General features: G+C 66.3%; 15 protein-coding genes. 3 read left to right on the forward strand and 12 right to left on the reverse strand.

Annotation, left to right across the window (positions count from 1 at the left end):
- The first annotated feature begins 254 nt into the window (after positions 1-254).
- Together AC5L35_RS18750 and AC5L35_RS18755 are read left to right on the forward strand one after the other, a co-directional pair.
- Positions 255-833, forward strand: a complete 579-nt coding sequence (locus tag AC5L35_RS18750) for a hypothetical protein (protein WP_495060939.1) — start codon at positions 255-257, stop codon at positions 831-833.
- A gap of 122 nt (positions 834-955) precedes the next feature.
- A complete protein-coding gene (locus tag AC5L35_RS18755) occupies positions 956-3,226 on the forward strand; it encodes a GmrSD restriction endonuclease domain-containing protein (protein WP_495060940.1) in 2,271 nt (756 codons plus the stop codon).
- A 203-nt stretch (positions 3,227-3,429) separates the two neighbouring features.
- On the opposite strand, the gene AC5L35_RS18760 is transcribed toward AC5L35_RS18755, so the two are convergent.
- From AC5L35_RS18760 to AC5L35_RS18810, 11 genes are all read right to left on the reverse strand, one after another.
- On the reverse strand, positions 3,430-5,937 hold the full coding sequence (locus AC5L35_RS18760) for a GmrSD restriction endonuclease domain-containing protein (protein WP_495060941.1): 2,508 nt from the start codon (positions 5,935-5,937) through the stop codon (positions 3,430-3,432).
- An 81-nt stretch (positions 5,938-6,018) separates the two neighbouring features.
- Positions 6,019-10,977, reverse strand: coding sequence for a PDDEXK-like endonuclease domain-containing protein (locus AC5L35_RS18765; protein WP_495060942.1), 4,959 nt, complete (start codon positions 10,975-10,977; stop codon positions 6,019-6,021).
- A 714-nt stretch (positions 10,978-11,691) separates the two neighbouring features.
- Positions 11,692-12,126 (reverse strand): hypothetical protein, encoded by a 435-nt coding sequence (locus AC5L35_RS18770; RefSeq protein WP_495060943.1) that lies wholly within the window; start codon positions 12,124-12,126, stop codon positions 11,692-11,694.
- A 23-nt stretch (positions 12,127-12,149) separates the two neighbouring features.
- Positions 12,150-13,136: a hypothetical protein gene (locus AC5L35_RS18775; RefSeq protein ID WP_495060944.1), complete on the reverse strand. Its 987-nt coding sequence runs from the start codon at positions 13,134-13,136 to the stop codon at positions 12,150-12,152.
- Complete coding sequence (locus AC5L35_RS18780) at positions 13,133-15,205, reverse strand: hypothetical protein (protein ID WP_495060945.1); 2,073 nt, start codon at positions 15,203-15,205, stop codon at positions 13,133-13,135. Before AC5L35_RS18780 ends, AC5L35_RS18775 begins: the two co-directional genes overlap by 4 nt.
- Complete coding sequence (locus AC5L35_RS18785) at positions 15,198-15,980, reverse strand: hypothetical protein (RefSeq protein WP_495060946.1); 783 nt, start codon at positions 15,978-15,980, stop codon at positions 15,198-15,200. The genes AC5L35_RS18780 and AC5L35_RS18785 overlap by 8 nt, the downstream gene beginning before the upstream one ends.
- 42 nt (positions 15,981-16,022) lie before the next feature.
- Entirely contained in the window at positions 16,023-16,733 is a 711-nt protein-coding gene (locus AC5L35_RS18790) for a Crp/Fnr family transcriptional regulator (protein ID WP_495060947.1), read from the reverse strand.
- On the reverse strand, positions 16,723-17,100 hold the full coding sequence (locus tag AC5L35_RS18795) for a sigma factor-like helix-turn-helix DNA-binding protein (protein ID WP_495060948.1): 378 nt from the start codon (positions 17,098-17,100) through the stop codon (positions 16,723-16,725). Before AC5L35_RS18795 ends, AC5L35_RS18790 begins: the two co-directional genes overlap by 11 nt.
- Before the next feature lie 122 nt (positions 17,101-17,222).
- Positions 17,223-18,023: a DUF4352 domain-containing protein gene (locus AC5L35_RS18800; RefSeq protein WP_495060949.1), complete on the reverse strand. Its 801-nt coding sequence runs from the start codon at positions 18,021-18,023 to the stop codon at positions 17,223-17,225.
- Between the two features lie 58 nt (positions 18,024-18,081).
- Positions 18,082-18,441 (reverse strand): hypothetical protein, encoded by a 360-nt coding sequence (locus AC5L35_RS18805; RefSeq protein ID WP_495060950.1) that lies wholly within the window; start codon positions 18,439-18,441, stop codon positions 18,082-18,084.
- A complete protein-coding gene (locus AC5L35_RS18810) occupies positions 18,438-20,885 on the reverse strand; it encodes an AAA family ATPase (protein ID WP_495060951.1) in 2,448 nt (815 codons plus the stop codon). Before AC5L35_RS18810 ends, AC5L35_RS18805 begins: the two co-directional genes overlap by 4 nt.
- A 367-nt stretch (positions 20,886-21,252) precedes the next feature.
- Here AC5L35_RS18810 and AC5L35_RS18815 point away from each other — a divergent pair, with 367 nt between their 5' ends.
- Positions 21,253-22,902: an N-6 DNA methylase gene (locus AC5L35_RS18815; protein ID WP_495060952.1), complete on the forward strand. Its 1,650-nt coding sequence runs from the start codon at positions 21,253-21,255 to the stop codon at positions 22,900-22,902.
- Here the strand turns inward: AC5L35_RS18815 and AC5L35_RS18820 are convergent.
- Positions 22,859-25,033 (reverse strand): UvrD-helicase domain-containing protein, encoded by a 2,175-nt coding sequence (locus tag AC5L35_RS18820; protein WP_495060953.1) that lies wholly within the window; start codon positions 25,031-25,033, stop codon positions 22,859-22,861. The two genes, AC5L35_RS18815 and AC5L35_RS18820, sit on opposite strands and share 44 nt — an antisense overlap.
- Positions 25,034-25,039: the final 6 nt, after the last annotated feature.

Here is a 25,039-nt window from a genome sequence, read left to right on the forward strand (position 1 = left end):
CAGCTACGCTAGGTATCGATCGAGTGATGGTCAAGAAGGTGGCCTTGCGGTCCGCGTCGAGGCCGCGGTGATCCACTTCCGGCGGGGGCGCAACCGTGTGATCTGCTCACTCGCCGCCCAGGCAGGCGGGACCGCATCTCGCCGCCGTGTTGAGACCGGATCTGCGCCCGTTCGCGTAACGAGATGGACGGCCCGACGATCCACAGTGGGCGCTGCGAATCACAGGAGTCGATGCGCGGCAGCAGCCTCGGCGAGTGGAGTATTCGATGATCGTGACCTGTCCCCGTTGCTTCACCGCTGATGACGTCACCTTCCGGCGTCTGCCGGACAAGATGGTCCAGTACCACTGCGCGGCAGGGCATGCGGGCGACGGTGAGCATTCTTGGCTGACGTCTCTGAGCTCAGCGAGTTGGACGTCAGAAAGCGCTGACGGGGTTACCGACGAGCTGCTCGATCCGATGTTCCGCTCCGTTCTGCCCGGTGAGCCGTTCGTCGAATACGGCGTTGTCGAGTACCGGTTCCGCCTCGCCTATCCAGACCTGTTCGCGGCCCATGTGCGCGATCGCGGTCACGTGATGATCGCTCCGAGTCAGGCGACCGCGTCGAGCGTCAGGTTCGCCGCGACCCTCGGGCGGCTGGCACGGAGGGGCGAGCTCGTGTCCGTCTACGGCCGCGCCACCGGTGCCTGGAGCTACAACACCCAGGTGACGTACTGGGCGAGGCCTCCGGCGCCGGCGGGTGCCCACATCAGCTGGTCGGCCTTCTGCTCGCGGCTCGGCAGGCCCGACTACTGGACGACGGAGGAACGAGCAGAGGTCTCCCGTCTCAGGTAGACCGCATCCCGGCCTGAGCATGGTCGTCCCGGCACGACCGCGCTCCGCTCGTGCCCCGCCGCAGCGCGTAACACCGGCTGATCGACTACCGATCTGTGTTTGGCGCGCACGAGGGGGACGGCATGGCGAAGTTGAGCACGATCTTGGACCAGATCGACGCGGGGTCGATGCTCCTCCCGGAGTTCCAGCGCGGGTACGTGTGGAACCGCGACCAGGTCCGTGGCCTGATGCGCTCGCTCTACAAGGGCTATCCCGTCGGGGCGCTGCTGGTGTGGGAGACCGAGTCCGGATCGCAGGCGGTGCGCGGAGGCTCCGCGGTCACCGCCGGGACGAAGTCGATGCTGCTCGACGGCCAGCAGCGCGTCACCACGCTGTACGGAATCGTCCGCGGCCGCCCGCCGTCGTTCTTCGAGGGTGACCCGGACACGTTCCGCGGCTTGCGGTTCAACGTCGAGACCGAGGCCTTCGAGTTCTACGGCCCCGTGAAGATGAAGGACGACCCGCGCTGGGTCGACGTGACGTCGTTGTTCGTCGACGGCCCCAACGCGACGTACGCAATGCTCAGTGCCAATCCCGACACGCAGGAACGATTCGCCGAGTACGTCGACCGGGTCCAACTCCTGCGCAACATCCTCGAGCGTGTCTTCCACATCGAGGCGATCACCGGCACGGACAAGACCGTCGACACCGTCGTCGACATCTTCAACCGCGTCAACTCCGGCGGTACGAAGCTCTCCAAGGGTGATCTGGCGCTCGCGCGCATCTGTTCGGAGTGGGGTGACGCCCGTCCGACCATGCGGCGCAACCTCGATCGCTGGCGCGACGTCGGCTACCAATTCACCCCGGACTGGCTGCTGCGCAACGTCAACGCGGTGGCCACCGGGCGGGCGCCGTTCTCCACGCTGGAGGATGTCACTGCATCCGAGTTCGAGCACGCGCTCAACGAGGCGCTGCATCACGTGGATCATTTCCTGTCCGATCTCGCGGTGGGACGCCTCGGCCTCGACCACGACCGCGTGCTCATGGGGCGCTACGCGATCCCGGTGATCTCGCGCCACCTGCACAACCGCGGCGGCCGGTTCATAGACGGCGCCGAGGCGGACAAGGCCCTCTACTGGTACGTCCACGCGGCGCTCCGCGGCCGGTTCGCCGGCTCGACGGAGACCTTCCTTGCCAAAGACCTGGAGACCGTCGACAAGAACGGGATCGACGGTGTCATCGCGGCGTTGGCCCGCACCCGCAAGGGCAACCTGTCCATCGACGCGCAGGACTTCGAGGGCGTCGGGAAGGGCTCGCGCTCCTACCCGCTGCACTACATGTTGGCTCGTGTGACCGACGCCCGTGACCTCGCCACGGGGCGTCCCCTCGGCCTGGACGCCTCTGCTGTGCAGGTCCATGAGATCTTCCCGAAGCAGGCGCTGTCGAGGGCCGGTTACTCGCGCGCCGAGGTCAACGCCATCGCGAACTTCGCGTTCCTGACGCCGTCCTCGGCGATGGGGTTGGCGGGGCTCGATCCGGCCGGCTACCTGGGCTCGCTCGATCAGGCCGCACTCCACTCGCAGTGGATCCCGGACGACCCGCGCCTGTGGCGCATCGAGAACTACCGCGAGTTTCTCGCCGCCCGGCGCGAGCTGCTCGCTGCGGCGGCAAACGAGTTCCTCGACGAGCTGCTCGCCGGCACGCGCCCGTGGGCGAGGCTCGAGCCCATCGCCGTGTCTCCGGACGACGACGAGTCCGACGCCCGCGCAGTGCAGATCCGGTCGCTGGTGGACGAGCTGGTCGGTATGGGTTACGCGAAGCCGGCACTGGACGCCGAGATCGCGGATCCGGAGACAGGCCGGCCTCTTGCGGTGGCGGAGGCGTTCTGGCCGGACGGTCTGCAGCCGGGCCAGGGCTCACCGGTCATGCTGGAGATGGACCCCGACGAGGCAGACCTCCCGCGCCTTGCTGAGCTCGGCTACGAGGTCTTCACCTCCGTTGACGCTCTGCGGGGTTTCGTCGATCGGCGCAATGCAGTGGCGTCCGGAGAACGCGAGGCTGGGCTCGGTGCAACCGGCTATGCCGAGCCGGTCGACGTGGAGACTCCGGAAGAGGGTGCCTTCGATCACGCGCTTTTCGAACTGATCGAGACGTGCAAGACCGAGCTTCGCTACATGCCGAATGTTCTGCGCGAGATGGCGCATCAGCACGGGGCGCTCGGGGCTGTCCGGATCCTCCTTGCGTCGCCGACCGTCAGTGACGGATTTGTGCGACTCTGGAGCGAGGATCGCCTGGATCTGACTGTCGAAGCGCTCGTGTTGGACCCACAGTTCGCTTCGCTCTTCATCGACGACGAGCTCGAGACGGCGCGGCAGCGTCTTGCCCCGTTGGGACACCCTGCTGAGATCGCGTAATGTTTGATTCGACTCTACTTATGGCGTGAGCAATCTGTCTCCTTGGTTCTCCAGGAGTTAGTGCGTGGCTTCTCGCCGCCACTCGGAAATCAACGGAACCGTCGCTTGAGTCCAGTTGTAGTAGTCCGCGATACCAATTGAAGGGGCAGGGTGACGCAGGCGCAGGCCGCTGAAGAAGGTGGGCGACGAGCTGATCGGGTTCGTCACGCCGTGACCGCTTCGCGGAACCACACCAGGTGCTCGACGAGCGCGTCCCTGTTCGCCTGCGATCCCAGCACAGCCAGCGGGAAGCTCGGCCGCAACTCGATCTTGACGGCCGGTAGGTCGATACCGTCGATGGTGTTGAGCCGTTGCCGCAACTGCTCCCGCAACGCCGGGTTGTCGAACGGTACGCGGCGGGCGAGGTGCTGGAACACGACCTCGCAGCGCCCGCTGGGGTAGATCGTCGCAGGCCAGATGGTGTGGTGGGGCCCCTCTCCGCTCGTCAGGTTGAGGAAACACGACGCCTCGTCGCCCGAGCCATAGGCGAGGTGACCACCGATCTGGGTCCATCGCGACAGAATCTGGCGCACTCCGTCGACGATCGCCGGCGGCTGGAACTCATCCAGATGCGCAAGGAACTTCTCCTCGCGCTGTATGTCCTTCGCGGGTGACGGGGTAGGCAGCTCATCGGACTCGATCGCAAGAAGCTGTGCAAGCTCGACCGTCCTCATCCGCTGATTCGGGTTCGCCCGGTCGTGCTCGTCGAAGGTGACGCCCTCGTCGCGGAGCATCGCAATCGGGTCGCTGGTGTCTGCTGGATTCAGCCACCGGAATCCCGGGGACAGAGTGCCGTCGGACCGCAGAACCCGGTGAGGGTTCGGCACCGCGTGGTTCGCGAGGCGATCGCCAACGGGCACGGCATGGCTGCCGATCAACGCCGCGACGTCGCCATAGCTCGTCCAGGCGCCGGCAGGAAGTTCCATGAGTGCCCGGTCGAGCAGGTCCCATCGAGTGGAGGATGGTCTCTGCGGTTGTGAACGCATCGGCCCTGGCCAGATTGTGATCACGCGTTCAGCAAGCCGAGCGGCGCGCTCCTGGATCTGAGCGCGACCCCAATGGTCGAGTTCTGCGATCTCCTGGTTCATCGCGACGCCGCTGCTGGCCAGCTTCGAGCGCTTCGAGGCGAAGTCACCGTTGCTCAACTCCGAGTTGTACCCGGTCAGCGTGAGGTTGCCGAGCGTGTGCACGAGTGACTCGTACACCTCGTCGAGGTTCTCGTCAGGAGACAGCTCGACCTGGAGCGCGGCGTTCCAGGCTGCGGTAGGGGTCTGCGGGAGGACGTGCTCGATCGTCATTTTCGCCGGGTCGACCGGCTCCTTGCTGCCGTACGACTCCTCCAGCCACTGCAGCACGAGCGAGCGCTGATTCGGGCGCCCGTTCAAGTAGTAGGGCACCGCTGCTACCCCGGTGCGGATCTCGTCATCGGACGCGTAGTACTTCCGGCCGGTGGAGAGAAAGACTCGGACGGCCTCGTCCACCGGCTGGTTCGCGTCGATCTCGGTCACGACCGACAGCAGGATTCGGTTGATGTTGGCGGTGGCGCGACCGATGAGCAGCCGGCGTACGAAGAAGCTCTCGACGTACAGCATCGCGGTCGCGATCTGTTCGGACGTCGCGGTTCCCTGCGCCCGACGCTCGAACAGGTGCAGCAGCAGGGGATAGACGGTGGTCGTGCCCCAGCTGTTGAGGCGCTGCAGGCGCCGGCGGACCTGATGGTTGCGTTCGCGCGACGGGTTCAGGATCGTTGCCAAGAGCATGCCGAGGTCGGCGAATCGGGCGACCTCGGTCTCAATCTCCTGTTCGGTCTCCAGCCTGTCCAGCCGCGCCTGCTGACCGGTGTAAATCTCCGACTGCTTGATCCGCGTATCCCGCTGCACGAGATCCAGCCAGAACAGCATTTCGAGATCGGCAGCCTTCAGCGTCTGCTGGAGTGGCAGCCATAGGGAGTGGTACACCGCTTCTGCGCGATTGGGAAGCCGCATGAACAGGTAGTTGCGCAGCAGGTCACCCTGTGTAAGCCGGAGTCCGGTGTTGTTTAGTGACTCGAAGATCCGATGCGCGTTGTCGCCCTGCTGGGCGGTTACCGAGACGAGCGACAGCCCGGCGATAACCGCGTCCTCGATCCGTTCGATGTCCGCCGGGTCGTCGGGGTCGTCGAGGTCGATCAGTCGCGCCGAGAAGAAGCGATAGGCGACCCCGATCGGGTCGCTGCTCCCGGCATGTGCTGTTGCGTCCACGCATGCGCGATAGGAGTCGCGGTCGGCCTGCGTGGGCAGCAGCTTCAGCCTCTGCTTCTCGGGCTTCCAGCGGTTGGTCAGGTACTGCTGGTCGATGCGCTCGCGGTGCTCGGGGCTCTCGGTCTTTGCGCGATGGTCACGGATGGCGCACAGCAGGATCGACAGCGTCGTCAGCCGCTGCTGGCCGTCGACCACGAGATACTCAGCCACTCCGGCCGGCCCGTTGGATGGGCTCGGCGCGAGCACTAGCGACCCGATGAAATGAGTCAGTGCCGGCCGCTCGACCCGATCCGCCGCGAGTTGCGTGACGTCGTCCCACAACCGGGCGAGCTGCGGCTTCGTCCACGAGTACGTGCGTTGGTAGAGCGGAACCTGATATTGCTTCGAGCCTTCGAGGAGTTCCTGCAGTGTCGTTTCACGCGCGGCGACCATGTCACACCTTGGGAATCAGGGCGACGAACGTACTTCGCCGCTCGGAGCGGGGACTTGTTCTACAGCTGATCGATTCTGGCGCTAACTGTGTCCCGCGGCGGAAGGTCGGTTCTCAGCAATGGCAGCAACCTGGTGGATCGCGTCCAGACGGGTTCTGATCGTCGAGCCGAGCTTGCGGATCCCGTACACCGCGATCGTCCCGCGGAAGAGCTCGGTCCGGTCCTCCCAACCGAACGCCGCTGCTACGTGTCCCATGACCAGGGCGAGTTCGCCAGGCGGGATCTGATCGAACGTCCGTGGCCCGAGCTCGCGGGCGATCGCGGCGGGCTGGTTGGGCAGCCGGAACGTGCGGGGCTTGATGCCGGACTCGCCCAAAGGATCGTCCTGGACGAGCAGGCCCCGACGTATCGCCGACGTCACCGCGGAGTTGAGGGTCTTCGCGATCTGAGAGCCGACCTTGTGTCCGTTCGCGGCACGGACGTAGGCACTGTGTAGCCGGTGTCCGAGTACCGGACCCTCGACCGCGACGATCGCGACGAGCCCGTCGACGATGTCGTCGCGCGTGGCGGTGGCGATGGGCACAAGCGAGCCAGCGAAACCCTCGTATGGCACGAGCGGGCCGATGCCGAGGTCTGTCCCGTACCTCGCGGCCGGAGTGTCGAGCGTAGTCACGGGAGCCGTCTCCACCAGAACGTCCTCCCCGGCCGCGGTGATCGGGGAGTTCGGAGCACTGATCGTCGCCCCGTCGTCGGATTCCGCGACCTCGTCCTCATCGTGTCGGGCGTTGTCCCAACCCGCGTCGGCCTCGATGTCATCGTCTGGTCCGACGGCTGGTTCGGCGGACTGCTCACCGGTGAGATGCTCCGAAGCGGCCCATCCCGAGGGATGAATTTCCAGATCGGCCAGCTGGTCCCACAGCGGAGCCAGCGCCTTGACCGGGTCCAGGTAGAACTCGGATTCGAGTACGCGGAAGAAGTGCCAGCCGCAGCGTTCCAACTCGCGCTGGCGCGCCATGTCCCGCTGGTAGGCGTCCGGGCCGTGCCAGTGATCGCCATCGCACTCGACGGCCAACCGCGTCTTCGCACCAATGACGACGAGATCGAGGCTGTAGCCGAGCGCGGGGAACTGAGGGATCACGCTGTAGCCACGGTCGAGCAGTCTGTTGCACACGCGCTGCTCGAAGAGCGACTGGAACGGTAGGACCGGCACGTCCTCGGGAACCGTCGTTCCAACGATCCGGTCGTCCTCCGACGAGGACCGTCGCTGTACGCCATAGCAGTAGTCGAGGAGCTGGAAGCGCATGTCCTCCGTATTGCCGAGGTCCTCCAGCCGGACCGAGTGGAACACCCACATCTGGTCCTTCGCCCGGGACGCAGCCACGTTGTAGCGCTGGACGTATAGGTTAGCCGTGAGCGCGGCGATCCGCCGTCCCTCCTGCGGTGCGGCGACCATGGAGAGGAACATGACGTTCCGCTCCGACCCCTGGAAGTCCGCTGCGTCTCCACATCGGAGGTCGCGGGCGGTCCACTCCTCCGGCGAGATCCGGTCGAGCAGCTTCTTCTCGATCGCCTTGGCCTGTGCCGCCCCGAGCAACGAGATGACTCCGAAGGTGAGCCCGTCGTATCGCGGATCGACGATGCACTTCTCGATCTGGTCGACGATCGCATCGACTTCCGGTTGGTTGATCCGGCTGCTCGACGAGCCGCGCTCGTAGCCGTCCTCGACGAGCACCGTACGGATGGGCTCCAGCCGTTCGGCTCCGAACTGTCGTACTGGGATCAGTCGGACTCCGTCGGGCTCGTAGGCGATGCGGTTCGAGAAACCGATGATCTCGGGGACGCAGCGGCGGTGCTCGACGAGGGTGAGCATGCCGCTGAAGCGCATCTTCGCTTCGTCGAAGAGGCTCCGCTGCGGGTCCTGCCACGTCGCGCGGAACTGGTCGTCGTAGAGGTACTGATTGCCCAGGTCCCGCAGCTGCTGCTGGTCGACGCCGACGGCAGAGGGGGAGACCTGCTTGTCGTCACCAATCACGACGATGCGCGGAGCGAGGTACTGGAGGAACGAGGATTCCAGCCCGGCCTGCGATGCCTCGTCGACGATGACGACGTCGAACATGCCTGGCTCGATCCGCAGTTGGTCCGCGATCCGGTAGAGAGGCATGATCCAGACGGGAACGGCGGGCCGACAGCGGTCCATCGCGTCGCGGATCTCCGCCTTGCGCTGCTCTCGGTACTGGCCACCGGTCTTGCCGAATCGGCGGACCAGGGACGCGTACTGCTCCAAGCTCGCCCGGGAGCCGCGGGACAGCCTCGTCGGGCCGACGGCGTGACTCCACGCGCGGATTGCCGAGAGCTGCTGGACGTGCTCGCGGATGCCGTTCTCGATGCTGATGATCCCGATCTGAACGGCGTTGACGTCCGCGTTCGCCTGCTCCGCGATCCACGTGCCCGCAACGGCCCAGTTCCATGACTCGGCGAAGACAGGGAGCCGGGTGTCCCATCCGCTGGCGCCCGGATCGGCCAGGACGGCGGCAGCGAGTTCAGGAGCAACTGCCGCGAGCGCGACCCGCATCTCGTCGCGCTGAAGCACTTGAGCCCTGACCAGGTGAAGCTGGCCGAGACGCTCGTGTGCAGCGGCGTAAGAGGCGTGGTCCCGCCGTCGCACGGCATCGAGCAGGTGCGTGACGACCGGCTCGGCGTCGGGCCACCGTTCCTCGTCGGAGATCAGACGGGTCAGCTTGTCGAGTGGACGTGCCGCGTCGGCGGCAGCCTCGGCGGTCGCCGCCGCCTCGGGCAGCGCGATGTAGGCCCGGAGCTCACGAGGGTCGTTCCAGTTGGGCCGGGGCAGCCCGACCGCGCTGAGGCGCTGCTCCTCACGGTGCAGTTCGGCCCCCAGCGCGAGAACCCGGTCAAGCAGCGCCACTTCGGTGATGTGCCACTGGAGGCGCTCCTGCAGCGTGTCCTCGGGCGGGATCATCACTCCCGCAGGCCAGGCCCGATCCAGCGCCGCGAGCAGCCGGTCGCCGTCGATCCAGGTGAGGAACGCCCGGACCTGTGCTGTCGTGCAGGGCGCCGACCCATTGACCCGCACCCGTTCGAAGACCGGAGCAGCCTGCTTGAGCGGGCGTGCGGCAAAGGTGCCCACGCGCGGAAGGCCATCGGTGCCCAGCTTGATCTTGCCGCCACTGTCCAAGTACTCGGCGAGTGCCGCCGCCAGCACGTCGAGTCCGGCGGTGTCGCCCTGGACGCGTACGTCGGTGACCGGGCCGAGAGCCGCCAGCACCGGGATGGCGCGTTCGATGAGCTGGCCTATCTCCGCTCGCCTCGCGCCCCAGATCGGACTGCGTCCAATGCGCACGTCGTCAAGGGCTTCACGCACCCAGGGCTCACGTCGCTGCATGAGCTCGTGCATGTCCATCGACAGACGGCGCAGACGATCGGCGAGGGCTGCCCGTTCGTCGCTCATCATGTGTTGCACGGCCGGGTAGGCGGGATGGCCGCGCAGCTCGTCGAAACGTGCAGCGTGCTTCAGCGCGCGCTCCTCGGCCGCAGCGAGATCGGCGAGTCGTCGCGGATCGACCACACCATCGATCCCGACCAGGCGCTTGCGGGCGTGGGGCTCATCGGCAATGAGGGCGCCGTCCAGCATCTGGTTGCGCCAGGTGATGACAGCCTCGCTTGTCAGCGGCGGCGTACCGGTGGGGTTCTCGACGTACTCACTGATCCAGCCGTACGAGGGCAGTTGTTGATCCCGCAGCTGGGCGATCGCTGCGAGTGTCCCGCTGTAACCGGCAACGTCGTGCGTCCCTACTTCACGCTCCCGAGCGTCCAGGAGACGGTGCTGCAGGGACGCCCGCCGCCGGCGCAGCTCGTCGATCGCGGCGAGGTGCCCGGCAATGGCTCGCTGCGCTTCGTCCGGATTGTGCTCGGCTGCATTCACAGCGATGCGCTCGACCGCCACCCGCAGGTCGGACATGTCCTCGCGCGAAGCTCCGACGACCGCCACTGCGAGTGGCCGGATCGCCTCCGGCAGCTTCTCGCGCACCTCCTTGAGCGCTCGGTCGGTCTGCGCGGTGACGAGTACGCGCTTTCCTTGTGCGAGTAGGTGGGAGATGAGCACCGCTGCGGTGTGCGTCTTGCCGGTGCCGGGCGGCCCCTGGATGAGGGTCTGGGCGTGGGAATCCACCTGACGCAGGATGCGCAGCTGCATGTCGTTGACGGGCAGGGGAAGGAACGGCTCATCGTCGACGCGGACGAGCGCGCCGTCGGTGCGCTCGCCGACCGCGACCTGCGGTGTGTGCTCCGGGTCGACGAGGGGAAGGATGCCGTCGGGGACGGTCCCTTGTGCTGTTATTTGGTCGACGACTCGGCGAAAGATGTCGACCAAGCCCTGCTGCGAGCGCTTTCGCAGAAGCAACGCAGGTGCGAACGACGCAACCGGTCTGCTGGTCGGCGTAGTGGGGACGTTGTCGTTGTCGTCGTGGTACTCGGCTTCGGACGACAGAACGTGCACGAGGCGCCTGGCCAGTTCGCCCATGCGGTCGCGATCGAGGGGATGAATCTGCTCCGACCGAGCGCGGTCGCGCACGGCGTTCACGTGCTGTGGATTGCCGACCAGGCGCGGGTCGAGCATCTCGAGTTCCAGCCGGGTACCACTGCCGGCAGTCTCGTCGACCGCGACGGTCAGACGGCCGGTGTCGTCGTCGAAGAGGATTTTCACCTCGACGGTCAGCATGTGCCGACGCACCTTGGGGTGCGCGTCCGGGCTCCATGCCAGCAGCCCGGCACCGATTACGAGCTCGAGCTCCTCGGAATGCCCGTTCGCTGCTACGTAGGTGGAGAAGAGGGCGCCGTAGAACGACCGCACCGGCTCGTCGCGAAGATCCTGCTCTGCCCAGGAGCGCAACTCGTGCTGGAAGCGCTCGAATTCCTCGACTACCTCGGGTCGCTGGTCAATTGTGACCCGCCGCTGGGTGGGTGGGCCGGCGGGATCCGAAGTCGCCGAGGACGGCTCCGCGAGGTACAGCTCGTCGCGCAGCACGGGCTCGTGATGTGGATCATTGGTGGGACCGTCGAGCCATAGGGCTAGTGCATCGCCTGGCGTCGGTGGCTCGAGGCGAGGGACACGGTCGACCGTAAGAACGGCATCGGCCAGTGACGGCGTGCCGCCCCGGAGCGCGGTGTGGACTGCTGCGTGGACTGGCAGGTCGTGGAGCCAGTGGACCGCTCCGTCCCGACGGTAGGAGTCAAGGTCGGACACGCTGGGGTTCTTCAGCTGCTGGGCCTGGCCCAGAAACGAGAAGAGCCGAATAGCTCGATCGAGGAGAGGATCTGGGGCAGTGGTCCTGCCGTGAGCGGCGTCGATCAAGTTCCGTCCTACCCGTCCACTTGCTCGGGCGCAGCCGCAGCTGTCGCGCTTCAATCCACTCGTACCTAGGAGCCGATCGGTCCACGGGACAGCACCGGACGATCTCCAGGTCTGACCCCAGATCGCTCACTGCGGCAGCATAGTTACGCCGCGAAGCGGACCATGAGCGCCGTCGGGCCGACGGGCAACGCCTCGCCCTGCCACCGTGATCCATATGCGCTGATCTACCCGCGATGCGACTGGTGCGATGACGAGGGAAGAGGGGTGAGCACCCCGCCGGGCGGCTCACGATCCACCTGGCTCGACTGGCGGCCGCAGGTGTTGCCAGACGCGACGACCATCGTCTGGTATTCGTCCAACATGGACTGAGCGGGCAGTCTCTTGGCGTCAGGTTCGTCGAAGACCGGGTGCAGGAATGCCGACGTGCGTATCTCGTCCGGATTGGATGCTCATCCCGCTCCTGACTCTGGCAGTCTGTTCGATGGAGAGGGTAGCCGTCCGAGTTGCAGGGGGGTCCGCTTCGACGAGCGAACGCACCGCCTCCGCGAGCTCGGGATCCGAGCGGAGTTGCACGCGCAATGCCCCACGCCACTCGGCCTCGAGCTCCGAGACGAGCTGCTCGCGGCGGTCGGGAGCGGCAGCAGCAAGCGTGCTCGCCGACTCGTCCAGCTGGCCTGCCACCGCCTCCTCCTGATCGCGGTCGCCGCGTCCCAGCACGTGTGACCACCGACCCCGGACCGCCTGCCACGCCGCGGTGCCCATCGCTCTGACGATCACGCCGGCGGCGGCGGTCGCGAGAATGCGGAAGAGCTCTTCTTCCATGTTCGCTCCTTTCAGAAATCGAATCAGGCGCCGTCGAGACGGCCGTCCGGCGGGATGTGGGGTTCGTCCCGCGGTAGATCAGCTCGTCCGTTCGTATGCTGGTACGCGTACTCACCGTTGCCGGCCTCGGGCGTGGACTGGTCCGTGAGCCGTCGGAAGAGCTCGTCGGCGAGATGACGCCGGTCAATCGGTGCGCGCTTGGCGCCGTCACCATTGATCCATGCCTGAACTTGCTCCATGAGCCGCTGCGTCTGGAGATCGCGCTCCTGGAACTGGCGGTGAGCGGCCTGCTGGGTGGTCGTCTCCTTGCGGGCGATTGCAGTGGCTTCGGCCCGTTGTGGCGACCGAAGTAGCTCCTCGGTGTGCGCAACCCGCTTGAGCTCGAACTTTTCGCGCAATTCCTCCTCCTCCCTCAACCAGGCGGTATTGCGGAGTTCGGCACGGTGCCTACGCAGCTCACGCGGTGTGTGAACGTGCACTCCCTCGAACGTGATGTCCATCCCCTCAACGGTCGGTGGCCGTGCTCGATAAGCCGTGCTCAGGCTCGCGGTGACGCGCCTGCGCACCTCGTCGATGTGCTTGATGTCGAACCGGTGCTGGAGCGCTATGAGGAGTTCCTCGTGGCTGACCCGAATGCCGAGGTCTCCGTGAAGGTCCGTCAGCCCCTGCTCGGCCACGGTGTGCGGCTGTGCCACCTTGCACCCGAACGCCACTTGAACGACGAAGTCGCTGGCCAGATCCGTGGAGGGCACAAAGGCCGTCGCTGTGATCCGGCGGTAGCGGACGTTCACCAGACTCACCCATGTTGCTCTGACAACCTCGGGTTCTGTGCCTTGCAGGTGGCCGGGGGTGAGGCACTCCGTGTACTTGCCGTCAACTGCGAATACGTAGACGCACCCCGGCGGTAGGACCGGCAGCTGCGCGGGATCGCGCCATGTGCTCAACATCCACCGCCGTTCGGGGCGTAGGAGTGCGCGTTCGTCTACCACCGGGAAGCGGTCGCGGTTCATGCCGCAACCTCGGGGTGCCTAGTCGGTTTCCACGCTTCAAGGGCGAGGTCACGGCAAACCCACTGCCACTCGGCAGGCGCGAGGCGTTGCTGAACTGTCTCTCCCAGGGTGGCGAACTCAACCACCCCTTCGGAATCCAGAGCGTCATGTGTGGCTTGTAGGTGAGACAAAGCGGAGTCGCGGTGCTCCCAGCTACGCATAACTTCCGCCCAAAGCGATCCGACGCGGCGGATCTGGTCCGGGAGGCGGCGTAGGACGTGCTGTGTCAACGACTCCTCGTTCGGGAGGTCGACCGATAGAACCGCGGATACGGTGTCCAGCGCCTTGCTGATCAATCGCTCGTCGTGCGCCTGATCCAGCAGGACCTGCTCCAGCTGCCAATCGACGATCGAGAGTGCGCGTCGTATCCGGTCGTCGTCCCGGGAGGCGGCGCGAACGAGCGCAGCGAACTGGTTCCGCGCTGGCCGCGACACGGGTTGCTCGCGGAGAGCGAGATACCACAAATAGCTCATCGACTGGACAGGGAAGACTCTGCCCAGAGTTTGACCGAAGGAGAGGGCGGCGGTGACTTTCCTCCGTCGGGCTCCGCCGGCCCACCGAACGGCGTGGCGGAGCGCATCGGCAACTGTGGTCTCGTGCATGCAGAGGGCTGAGACTGTCGCGGCGGCTGCCCACTGGCCCGCGAGCGACTCGTCCTGTGCCCAGGCGTCCAAAACGCTGTAGGCGCCGGAGGGGTCCACTCGGGCGAGGGTCGCCGTCCCGGTCGCCAGTGCTTGCTCGTCGCCGAGCTCGATGATCTCTTTGGGTCGCTCGAGCAACCACTCGTGCACCGGCCTCCACAGCTCTCGCCCGTAGTGCTTTCGCAGCTCCGCCAACAGCAACTCGCCGGTACCGGTGCCGCTGAGCTCTACGATGCGTTCCCCCGATATAGAGGGATGAGATCGCGAAGTAACCCACTCCGCCCGGCGTTGACGTGACTGCTCGAGGGCCTCCGTGTAGTCCCGGGTTGACGGATCTCGGCGAGCATGTTCGTCGACGAGTTCGCGGAGCCGGTCTAGGTGAGCCTCGTAGTTCCTCTCGATGGCGCCGGGGAGGAATGCTGCGGCTACGAGGGTTAGCAGCGTGGGCGCACAGGGCTTATTAGAAATCAACTCGCGTAGGTCGTTCTGGGTGCCATCCTGGAAATGCTGCTCGACTGCCTCGGGCCCCGACCTCTCTAGAAGCTTGAAGAACTCCGGCATCTCACTCGGGCAGCGGTGGGCGGCGATGTCGCGCAGATCCGACACCATCGCCCCGTCATAGCTGTGGTCGCGGCCTTGCAGGTACGCGTCGAGCACATCGCGGCAGTCGACGGCGTTCCACGCCACGGCGAAGTGGTGGAACGTGGCGGGAGGCGCGTTACTCGTCGCTACGACGAAGGAGCTTGCGTCGGCAAGACGCCGGTGCAGCTGGCCCAAGTCGAAGCGAATCTGCTCGCTTGTGACGTCGCCCGGCAAGTAGTCGGTAAGGACATAGCGGCCGCCCGGCTCGAAGGAATAGCTGAGCAACTGTGCCGTCGTGCCACCGGGTGTTAGCTCGACGATTGGCCCACGGATACCGGCACCTGCCGGTGCTGACTGCGCGAGCAAAGCCAGTGCGCCGCATCTTCGGCCGGTCTTGGCGCTCCCGCTCAGAACGACGATGTGGTGCCGGTCGAGAATTGTGGCGGCAACGTCGTAGGCAGGCGGGGTCGCGAAGGATTCGAGGGAGGCCTGGACGTCCGCGTCGTTGATGGTCGCCGTCCTGAGGTCCTGGCTGTCGGGCGCACTTCCGCCGATCCCGAAGGCCCCGGCGTGGACCGGACCGAAGAATGTTGTGTAGTACCGGTCGGTCCTCTGCTGCATGTCCACAAGCTGAGGCTCTGGAGCGGATTCTTGATCGTCTTTCAGGACGGCCGGCGTCTGCTTTTCCCCGTCGGCAGTTTGTTCGTCATCAGGACCGTCATGGACTTCGTCCGGTTTCGGTTCCCTGTCTCGGGCTTCGGACTGCTTGTCCAGCAGAGGGCGGTGTTCTCGTTCGTTGTCAGCCATGCCTTGGCCCGATGTGGAGCGTCCCGGTCTGGACGGGGGAGTTGAAGTCGGTGTTGTAGACGTTGCTGTTCGGCCCGATCGCGCTGTGGGTGGTGTCCTGGCCGGACTGGCTGACAACTGAGTGTGTCGCGTCGACGTGCTGGTTCACCTGACCTGACGGGGCCTCCTCCGCCTGCTCATCCACCGGAATCCGGCCGGGTGCGATACCGAGCACGCTGATCCACGCCGTCCCTCCGATTCGGGGGACAGACACCATTCGGAACTGGTCAGAACCCATCTTGGTGTGTCCCTGCTCCACGATGTCCCGGTACAGGGCGGCGGACAGGGCGAGTACGACGTGTGCCTCCGGGATCGACGCCAGCGCCTTTCGCACCGTCGGCGCGTCCGCGATCCGTACGACATCGACCGGGCCATATCCCGAGAACCCAAGAGCCGAGGGCTTGACCGCGCCGTAGTTGATCGCTAGTCGCACTCTGAGGAACAGGCCTGCGCGCTGGTGAAGGTTCCGCAGTCGGGCGTCGAGGGCCACCGGGAACGCCCCGACGGCGAGCGGCTCACTTTCCTCTGGCGGGAGCACTGCGAGCTCCCCGTCCCCGCCGTCCTGTCGATGCCAGCGCAGCCGCTTCAGCCCTGCCTCGGCAGCCGCCGTGTCGAGTGCCTCTGCGAGACCGAACTGTGCGGCGTGCTGCGTGGGGGCGTCGAGGCCGCTGTAGTTCTCCAGGTCGACTGTCAGACATGTCCGGCGGACCGGGCCGAGATTAGGGGACTCGCTCATGGGTAGATCCTCTTCAAAGTTCGTGCGGAGAAACCCGGAGATTTACGGGTTGTCGGGATCCCGGTCGGCGAAGGTCGCGAGTGCCGGGAGGTCGATGACGAGCACCGCTCGATACCGCCGGTCGATGAGCTCTGCCTCTGCCAGGCTGCGCAGCGCAAGCTCCGCCGTGTTCAGAGCGATACCGACCAGCGACGCGAGCTCGCGCTGGGTGAGCTCGACTCGGATAGGTCCGCCGGCGACCCCATCGTCCTCGCGTGCGAGGTCCACCAACGCCCTCGCCACGCGAACTGTGGCTCTGCGCGACGCGAAGTCAATGCGTCGCCGGTTCGCCCACTCCAGGCGACGGGCTTGAGTTCGTATCACTTCGCGAGCTGCCTGCGGGTGAACCGTCAAGAAGTCGATCAAGGCGTCCCCGAGGATCACCCCTGCCGACACCGGAGTGACTGCGACGACCGTGGCGGTCCTCGGCTCGTCGGTGAGCGCAGCCAGCTCACCGACGAGGTCACCACGACGACGGATCGCCAGGACTGCGTCGAAACCGCTGCTGTCCACCACATGGACCTTGACCTCGCCGTCGATCAGTACGATGGCGTGACGATCGGTCGCGCCCTGACGAAGCAGCAGCTGACCAGGAGCGAAGCGAGTGGTGCGGCACCTCGTGAGGAGTTCCTCTCGGAGCGAGGGTTGTAGCCGCGCGAGCAGGCTTCCGGCTGGCCAGCGACGGCCGAGTCCACGCGACAGTTCATCGTGCACAGGGCGCGCTCATGTCGATCTGACGCATAGATCTCGGATAGTCACGTACGCGCACGGAGGCACTGCAAGCTGCATATCGAGGCACTGGCTCACCGTGGCACCCCGCTGGACCTTCCGGTAGGTAGTTCGACGGTCGCTCGGCGATCACGAGCGAGGGGGCCTTTGGAACCATGCTGCCCAATGGCTTACCAGTCACGCGCGTCCTCAGCCACGTGAGCGCGTTGTTCTGGGCAACCCGTGCGGCACCAGGGGTGATGCCCAGGAACTGCGCGGTTTCCTGCAGAGACATTCCCAGGAAGATCCGGAGGACGAGGAGGTCGCGTTGCCTCGCGGGGCGGCACTGAATCTCGCTGCCGTGGTGCGCCACGTCCTGCTCGGCACCGGACCTGATCGTCTATAGCTATTGATCGAGTTCGGACTCACTCGTGTAGCCCTGGCGGCCGCGGCCTGGCGTTACGTCCAGACGGTCGGGCTTCACGGGCACCTCCATCAGCCGCCAAGGGAGGAGACGCGTACGCCGTCGGAGAACATCGAGTCGTTCAGCTCAATAGCTGCGGGCGCCACCCCCTCAGGAAGGTCGAACACGAGCACGCCGTTCACGCGGTTGCCCGGGTTGATGTTGTTCAGGAACGACTCGCTGTTGGGCACGGACATCACCGCTGCCCCGCTGTCGGCGTCGAACTCCCGGCCCTGCGCGTCGATCAGCTTCTGGTTCGAGCCGCTGAACATCTGCGCCTCGTCGCCGATGTTGGTGACCGTCACCCGCACGAGCACGTAGGCCCCTTGTGGATCCGAGGCCAGAACCCCTTTCCCGAGCCTCTCGATTCCGGTCTCGACCTTGGTCACGACAAATGCGAAAGAGCCGTCGCGGACCTCATCTCCGATCCCAGCGGTCACGGTCTGCGCCGGCGCCTGCCGGGCAGCACCGGTCCCGTTAACCGGTGCTGAGGCTGTACTGGGCTGACGGGCGGTGTCCGAGACAGCGGCGCTGAAGGCCGAGGCGTAGATGATGCAGAGCAGCAGTCCGACCACGGAACAGGCGATGCCTGCGATCGCGAGACCCCTGTTGGTTGCGCGGCCCTGTCGAGCGCGAGCAAGTCCGACGCCTGCCAGCACCAGTCCGAGCAGCACAAGCGGCCAGGCGATGATGCCGATCAGTGGGATGAAGGAGAACAGCAGGCCGAGCAGTCCGAGCACGAAGCCGGCGGTACCGAGTCCGTTCTGCGGCGCGGGCCGTGGCGGGTAGAAGGCCGGAGCGGGCTGCGGGAAACGGGGGTCGTACTGGTTCATCGCGTGCCTTCCAAATGGTTGAGCGTCCGCATAGGACAGACGCCGGAGTCGTGCTGCGTCAGGGGGCGTCGACAAGGCGCAAGCAGATGGTCCTCGCGTCGGCGAGCCAACCCCGCAGTTCGAATACGGTGGGAGCGAGTTCGTAGTGGTGGTGGTGTGCGGCGCGGCTGAGCGTGTTCCAGAGCTCCGTGGTGCGCTGCTGGATATGGATATCGACGACAACGCCGAGTGCCAGCAGCTGCGAGCGCCTCGTGCATTCAGCCAGTTCGGGGCGGCGCCGTTCCCACAGGGTGTCGAGTGCGTGCTCCAGGGCGAGCCGGATCATCCACACAGCGCATCGCGGCCACACCCCACCCAGGTAGTCGCCGTGAAGCATTCGCTGGGCCTGATCCAGCCGCATCCGGGCGGCCTCGTTCACTGCAACACCCACTTTGCGAGCTTTCGCGTCTTGCTCACGAGATCGGCGAGGTCCCCCTGGTAGGTGCGGTGCGCGCCTTGCTTGCAGATGCGGAGCACGTCGCCCGCCCAACGCCCCACCTTGTCGTTCAGGTGGGGATACAGCTGCCCCCCTCGTGACGGGTCGTCGAACACCGCCAAGGTCACCTTGTCGTGAGTCTTGAAGGCTTTGGCCAATGCGCTCTCGACATCCAGATGCGCATCGCCCCGGCTGAGCCGGATCTTGCGCACCTTTGCGTGCGCCGCAACTTCCAGGGCTCCACGGCAGCAGTTGGCGACGATCTCCCGGCGCAGGTCCTCGGGCATGGCGTCGTCGTTGATCACGGCGGTTGCATCCGAAAGGTAGCGACTGATCGGATCGGAGTTGGAGACCAGCGTGATCTGGGACTGTTCGCGGCGCTGCACCTCGTACACGTGCGCCGAGCCAGGAAGCCGGCGCACTGCTTCGGACAGCCGGTCGTCATGGCTGAAGACGACGACCTGCCGGGACTTCGCGATCTCGAACAGCACACGCGCCAGTCCGTCGACCTTCGCCGGGTCCATCGCCTGGACCGGGTCGTCGATCAGGAGGAAGCGGAACGGGCTCTCGTCCCGGGTGGCGCGGGGCAGGAAGAGGGAGAGCCCCAACGCGTGCAGCTCGCCCTGGCTCATCACGCTCAGCGCCGCCGTCTCGCTGCCATCGACGGTCACGTCAAGGAGGACCTTGCGCTGGTTGCCGCTCCCGGCCAGCGTGATCCCGCCGAGATCGACGTTGCTCTCCTGCCGCAGCTGCCGCCAGATCTGCTGTGACTGCGCGGCGAAGGGCTTCATCCGCTCGTTGCTCAGATCGACCGCGGCGGCCTTCAACCACGTCTCCGCCTTGCGGAGGTCAGCGATTTTCGCGACGTCGCCAGCGACGGCCATCGCTTCGTCGTGCCAGGCCAGCAGACGGGCCGACACGGGGCGCCAGATCCCATCGAGTCGCGCGAGTTCGTCCTTCGCGGCGGCCTGCATGGTCGCGAGAGCGGTGACGAGCTCAGAGTGCGCGAGGAGAAGGGCCTCGGGCAGACGCTCCGGATCGGTGTGGCGGACACCGTCCCACGTAGACCATGCAGCCAGCACTCCGGTGGCGTCCACACCCCCCGTTGTCCTCCGGAGCGCCCCAGGCACGACTGTGACGAGCCGACGCGCCGACTCGATGGCCTCGCTCTGCTCGGCCAGCGCATTCCGCAGATTCGCCGCCTCATGCCGCAACCGCTCGATCTCCGAGGTCGTTCGCTCGCGCCAGGCTGCATCGAGAGTGCCCGTCCGGCAGACGGGGCACTGCTCATCGCCGTGGGCGGTGTGGTGGTCAAGAGCGGCCTGGAGGAGCGTCAGGACGGCATTGGCCGACCCGGCGTTCGTCGTACTCGCCGCGGCGAGGTGACGCGCCGCGTCCCGAGTTCTGTCGACGGCCGCCGTCACCTCGTCCGCGCTCGGCACGGTGATCGCCACCAACTCACGCAGGGCGCTGATCACTTCTGCGTCGGCGTCGTCACCGAGGATCAGATCCCCGAGGCTGTCGAGGTCCGGCTTCGTCGCACTCAGCAGTCCCTCGGTGCGCCGTGCTCGCTCATCGTCGACTGTCGCGAGCTCTACGAGGAGGGCCTGCTTCGACTGCTTGAGGTCCTTGGCCCGGGCGTCGAGGGGAGCCCGTGCCGCTTTCAGGCGGTCCCGCGCATCGTCGAGCAGACCGAGGCCGAGCAGGCTGTGCAGCATGGCGTGCAGCTCGGTGGGGCGCTTGTCGACCAGCGCACCCAGTTCCCCGTAGGACAGGAACGGGCGGTAGAGCACCAGACCAGGGAGCCCCCCGTGGGTCATGGGCTCGCGCTTCTCCTGGTGCCGCTGAAGGGTCCACGTGTCCTCGCCGAGTTCCTGCCCGTCGTCCCAGCTCATCTGGACCTTTGTCGGGCCGGTCTGGTCTGCGGCGAAGAGTTCGACCGCGATCTCGGTCGGGCCAACCGCGTGGAGGTTTCGCCAGCCCTGGACCCAGACCGCCTTGTTGGTCTGCTTCCCGCTCCACCGCGAGTTGTCGCCGGTCAGCACGAGCTCGGCCGCCTCGGCGAAGCTCGACTTGCCCGAGCCGTTGCGGCCGGTGACCACCGTGAGGCCCGGGCCCGGAGACAGATCGAGCGTGACAGCCGGTCCGACTCCCCGGAATCCCCTGGCGCGAATCGAGCGCAGGTAGATCCCGTTCATCCCGTCAGGCCGCGTCTGTCGGGCGTCGGCAGCAACACCCGGCGCGGCCCCTCCCTCGAGCGCGGACTGCAGTGCTTCGTCGCCCTCAACTGCTGCGACGACCAGGTCAGCAGACCGTCCACTGAGGGCCGGGTCGGCTACTACGCGTTCGAACAGCAGCTCGTGCAATCCGATGCCGGTGTCATCCATGTCGTGCCCCTCTCGCCGATCTGACGCGCACATACGACCATCGTCTGTTAGCGATGTCAACAGAGAGATTGACCGGAAGCGTGAGGTTGACGTTGACGGCGAGCAGGCGGGTGGCTCGAGTCGACGGACGCGGCTACGGGGAAGTCGGTGGCACCTGCGGCGATCGGGGCGGTGCTGGGTCGGAGTGCGGGGATTGGTCGCTGCTGCACGACCCGTCGGGCGGAGCGGTCGTGGGCAAGAGGCTGACCCTGGCCCCGGCCTGTCGGAGCCGGACGGTCGATGCCTACGCGCCGGCGGACCTGTCCTCGTTGACGAAGTCAACGTGTTTCACCCTGCCGACAGGCGGCATGGCGTGTACGTTGGGCGAATGAGTGCCGATCGTCGTGCCGCCGCCGACACGTTGATGACGGCTGTGGAGATCGCCAGACTTGCCGAGGTGACTCGGGCCGCCGTCTCCAACTGGCGCAGGCGGTACCCGGACTTTCCGGCGCCCGCTGGCGGCACCGACCGAAACCCGTTGTTCGCTCTCACCGAGGTCGATGCTTGGCTGGCCCGGCATGACAAGAGGAATGAGCTCTCGTCGGAAGTGATTGTCTGGCAAGCGCTGCGCGGGGAGTATGGCGATGACGTCATTCGCGGTCTTGCTGACATCTCCGAACTGCTCATCACGGGTTCTTCTGGCAACCTCGATCCTGGTCTTGGTTCGCTGGTGCTGGATCTGGCCAAGCAGAGCACGCCGGCCGAAGTGGTCGCGGGGCTTGCCGAACGGCTCCTCGGTTCGGCGGGTCGAGCAGGTTCTGAGCAGGTATCGACACCTCAGCTCGTTTGCGCAGTTCGCCACTTTGCAGGTCCGGTGACAGGAACCGTGTTCGATCCCGCCTGCGGGATCGGGTCCCTGCTCCTTGCCTTCCGGGAGAACCCCGACGTTGCCTTGGCAGGCCAGGAGATCAATCCTTCCGCTGCAAGGCTCGCGTCGGCGCGCGCGGAACTGGAGGAAATCGCCGACGCCACGATCAAGGCGGGCGACTCGTTACGGGATGATCAATGGACGGAGCTTCGTGCAGCGCTCGTCGTGTGCAACCCCCCGGTCAATGTGACCGACTGGGGCCGCGACGATCTGCTCCTCGACACTCGCTGGGAGTTCGGCGTACCGACTCGCGCGGAAGGCGAGCTGGCGTGGCTACAGCACAGCTATGCCCACGTGGCTCCGGGTGGCCGGGCCATCGTGGTGATGCCGGCGTCCGTCGCTTATCGGAAGGCGGGCCGCCGGATCCGTGCCGAACTTGTGCGGCGGGGCGTCCTCACTCAGGTCGTTGCGTTGCCTGCGGGTATGGCCGCGTCCCACCCGCAGGCAGTGCATCTGTGGTTCCTGGCGCGTCCGGCTGAGGCGAATCATGGCGGCAGCGACGTCCACATGGTGGATCTCACGGAGAACGATCCGGCGGGGCCGTTCGAACCGGTTCCGAGTCAATCGGTGGACGTGCCGCTGATCGACCTGCTCGACGATGAGGTCGACCTGACTCCTGCGCGGTACGTCAGCGCGTCCCCTACAGATCACCTTGCCGAGTACACAGCAGCTTGCGAAGCGACGGTGAACAGGCTCCGGGGCTTGCGCGAGCTGCTGCCGCAACTCACTGCAGGTCCTGGCGCGCTCGACGGCGCCACGGTCAGGATGGGTGAGCTGGCCCGAGCCGGACTCGTCGAGCTCACAGACGGAGCCGCGGTCTCCACGAGTGACCAGCTCGACACCGACTACCTGCAGGGATTCCTCCGCAGCTCGGCGAACGTCAGGCGCGCGACCAGCGGCAGCGGGAGCTTCCGCACCGATGTGCGGGGTTCGCGCGTTCCACAGATGGGCATCAACGAACAGCGACGGTACGGCGCCGCATTCCGTGCACTCGACGAGTTCGAACGGCATCTGGCGGACCTGGCAAAGCTGGGTGAGCGTGCGGCGTCGCTGGCACGTGACGGGCTTACCCAGGGCGCCCTTCGACCCGACCGGAAGAGCTCCGAGTAGGGGTGGGGAGGAACGGGCTCGGCGTCCCGCTCCAGGAGACGGCGAGGGCTTCACGTGCTCGTGTGCACGCGACGAACAGCAGACAGCGCTCTTTCAGCATGTCGCTCTCATGCTGCTGGCGGTCTACCTCGGCGGGTGTGATCTCCTTCGCGAACGGCACGGCTCCGGCGGTGACGCCCGCGACCGCGACACAGCGGAACTCCAACCCCTTCATGGCGTGCATGCTTGCCAGGCGCACCCCGTTGACCTCCGAACCTGGACGATCCCTGACCCGCACGACAGGGATGCCTTCGACCTTCAGCCGGTCGTGGACTTTGTCCAGCAGGATGTTGAACCGCGTGCACACGGCGATCTCGCTGGGGAGGACACCCTGGCTGACCCAGTCACGCACCCGATCGATCAGTACCGTGATCTCCGCGTGCTCGGTGGGATGCCCCGAGGCATCCGGCCGGGTCCCGTGTAGAAGCGAGCGGTAGCCGATCAGGGTGTCCCTGCCGTCACCGCCCAGATCCGCGACCGGAGACCCGTCGATCACTTTCGTCGACCACTCGAGGATCTCGGCGGTGCTGCGGTAGTTGATCCGCAGCCGGGTGCTCCGACCCGCAACGGAGATACCAAGAGCGCGGAGCGACACGCGCGAGTCGTAGATCCGCTGGTGCGGGTCACCGGTGACGAACAGGTCGTCCGGACCGTCGGCAACGGCAGCGCGCACCACTCGCCACTGGGCGGGATGCAGATCCTGGGCTTCGTCGACGACCACGTGGTCGAAGCGGTGGTCGGCGGCATGCGTGCCGAGCAGGTCCGCCGCATGGGCGCAGACCTGCAGGTGCGTTGTCTTTCCGGCTGCACGCAGCTCGGCCGAGAACATCTCGACGGCGTGCCAGAGCTGCTCGCGCTGCCGTTCCCGCAGCGCCGAACCCCGACCGCGCCGCTCGACCCGGAGGTAGTCCTCCTTGCTGGTGATCCGTTGGGCGAGAATGACGTGCCGGTACTCGTGTGCCAGGAACTGTTCGGACCAGGGCAGGTCGAGCCGGCGGCAGAGCCGCCGCCAGATCTGCCGCTCGTCGGCGTCGGTGATCAACGACAAGGGGCGCCCGGTCACGTCTCGGACGACCTGGTTCGCGAACGCATCGATGGTGGTGACGTGAACGCGGGCGAGCTGCTCCTCGTCGTCGAGCAACAGCGAGAGGTTCTCGTGCAACGTCCCGGCGAGCGCGTTGGTGAACGTGGTGAGCAGCACGCGGCTGTGCGGTGAGCGGGACAGCAGGTGCTTGACTCGGTGCAGGGCTACCACCGTCTTGCCGGTGCCCGGACCTCCAGTCACCTGCGCCGGCCCACTGAAGGAGATTCGGTAGGCGACGCGGCGCTGGGAGGGGTGCAGGAACACCCGCCACGCCGCGAACGGCTTGTCGAGGATGTCGGCCAGCTCGTCGGGGCTCGTGACGAGCGTGATGCGACTCGTCGTGTTGATGATGGCCATCTCGAGGCTGTCGCCGTCGCCGGATGTGACAGTTGCGGGCCGGCGCTGGGCCACGACGTCTCGGTAGACCTCCTCGGGTGAGAAGCCCTCGGCGAGGTACTGCAGCACCTCGAACTGGTCCTCCGGCAGCAGGCTGGCGAATGCCTCCAGCTGGGCCTTGTCACTGATCGCCCGGGCGGCGCGCAACACCTGGTCGTCGATGCCGAGCTCGCGCAGTGCGGTGTCGGAGAAAGAGGCGAACAGAAGCGATGGCGCATTCGCCGCCGCCTCCTCCAACGGAGGCGTGAGCTGCTCGATCGCGACGACGTTGCGCACTTCCAGCCCTCGGGTGGCGGTGTTGATGGTGTAGAGCCGCTTGGCTGCGAAGTTGTAGGCGTCGTCGTGGGGCACGACCCGGATTAGCAGGAAGACGTCGCTTCCGTCGTCGGGGGCGAGGACGACTCCGCGCCAGAAGTCGGTGATGCGGATGGTCCGCATCCGAGGGTCACGCGCCTTGTCCACCGACTCCAGGTGCAAGCCCTTGTCCGCGTGCAGCTCGGCGACCGAGAGCTGCTGGAACTTCGTCATCGCCTTCCGCACGCCAGCCTTGACCTGCCTCTCCAACAGGTCGTAGCTCTCCCAGAAGCTGTTTGCGAAGGCGAGCTGAGGCATGGGTGA

The organism is Pseudonocardia sp. OZ21 (assembly GCF_059359135.1).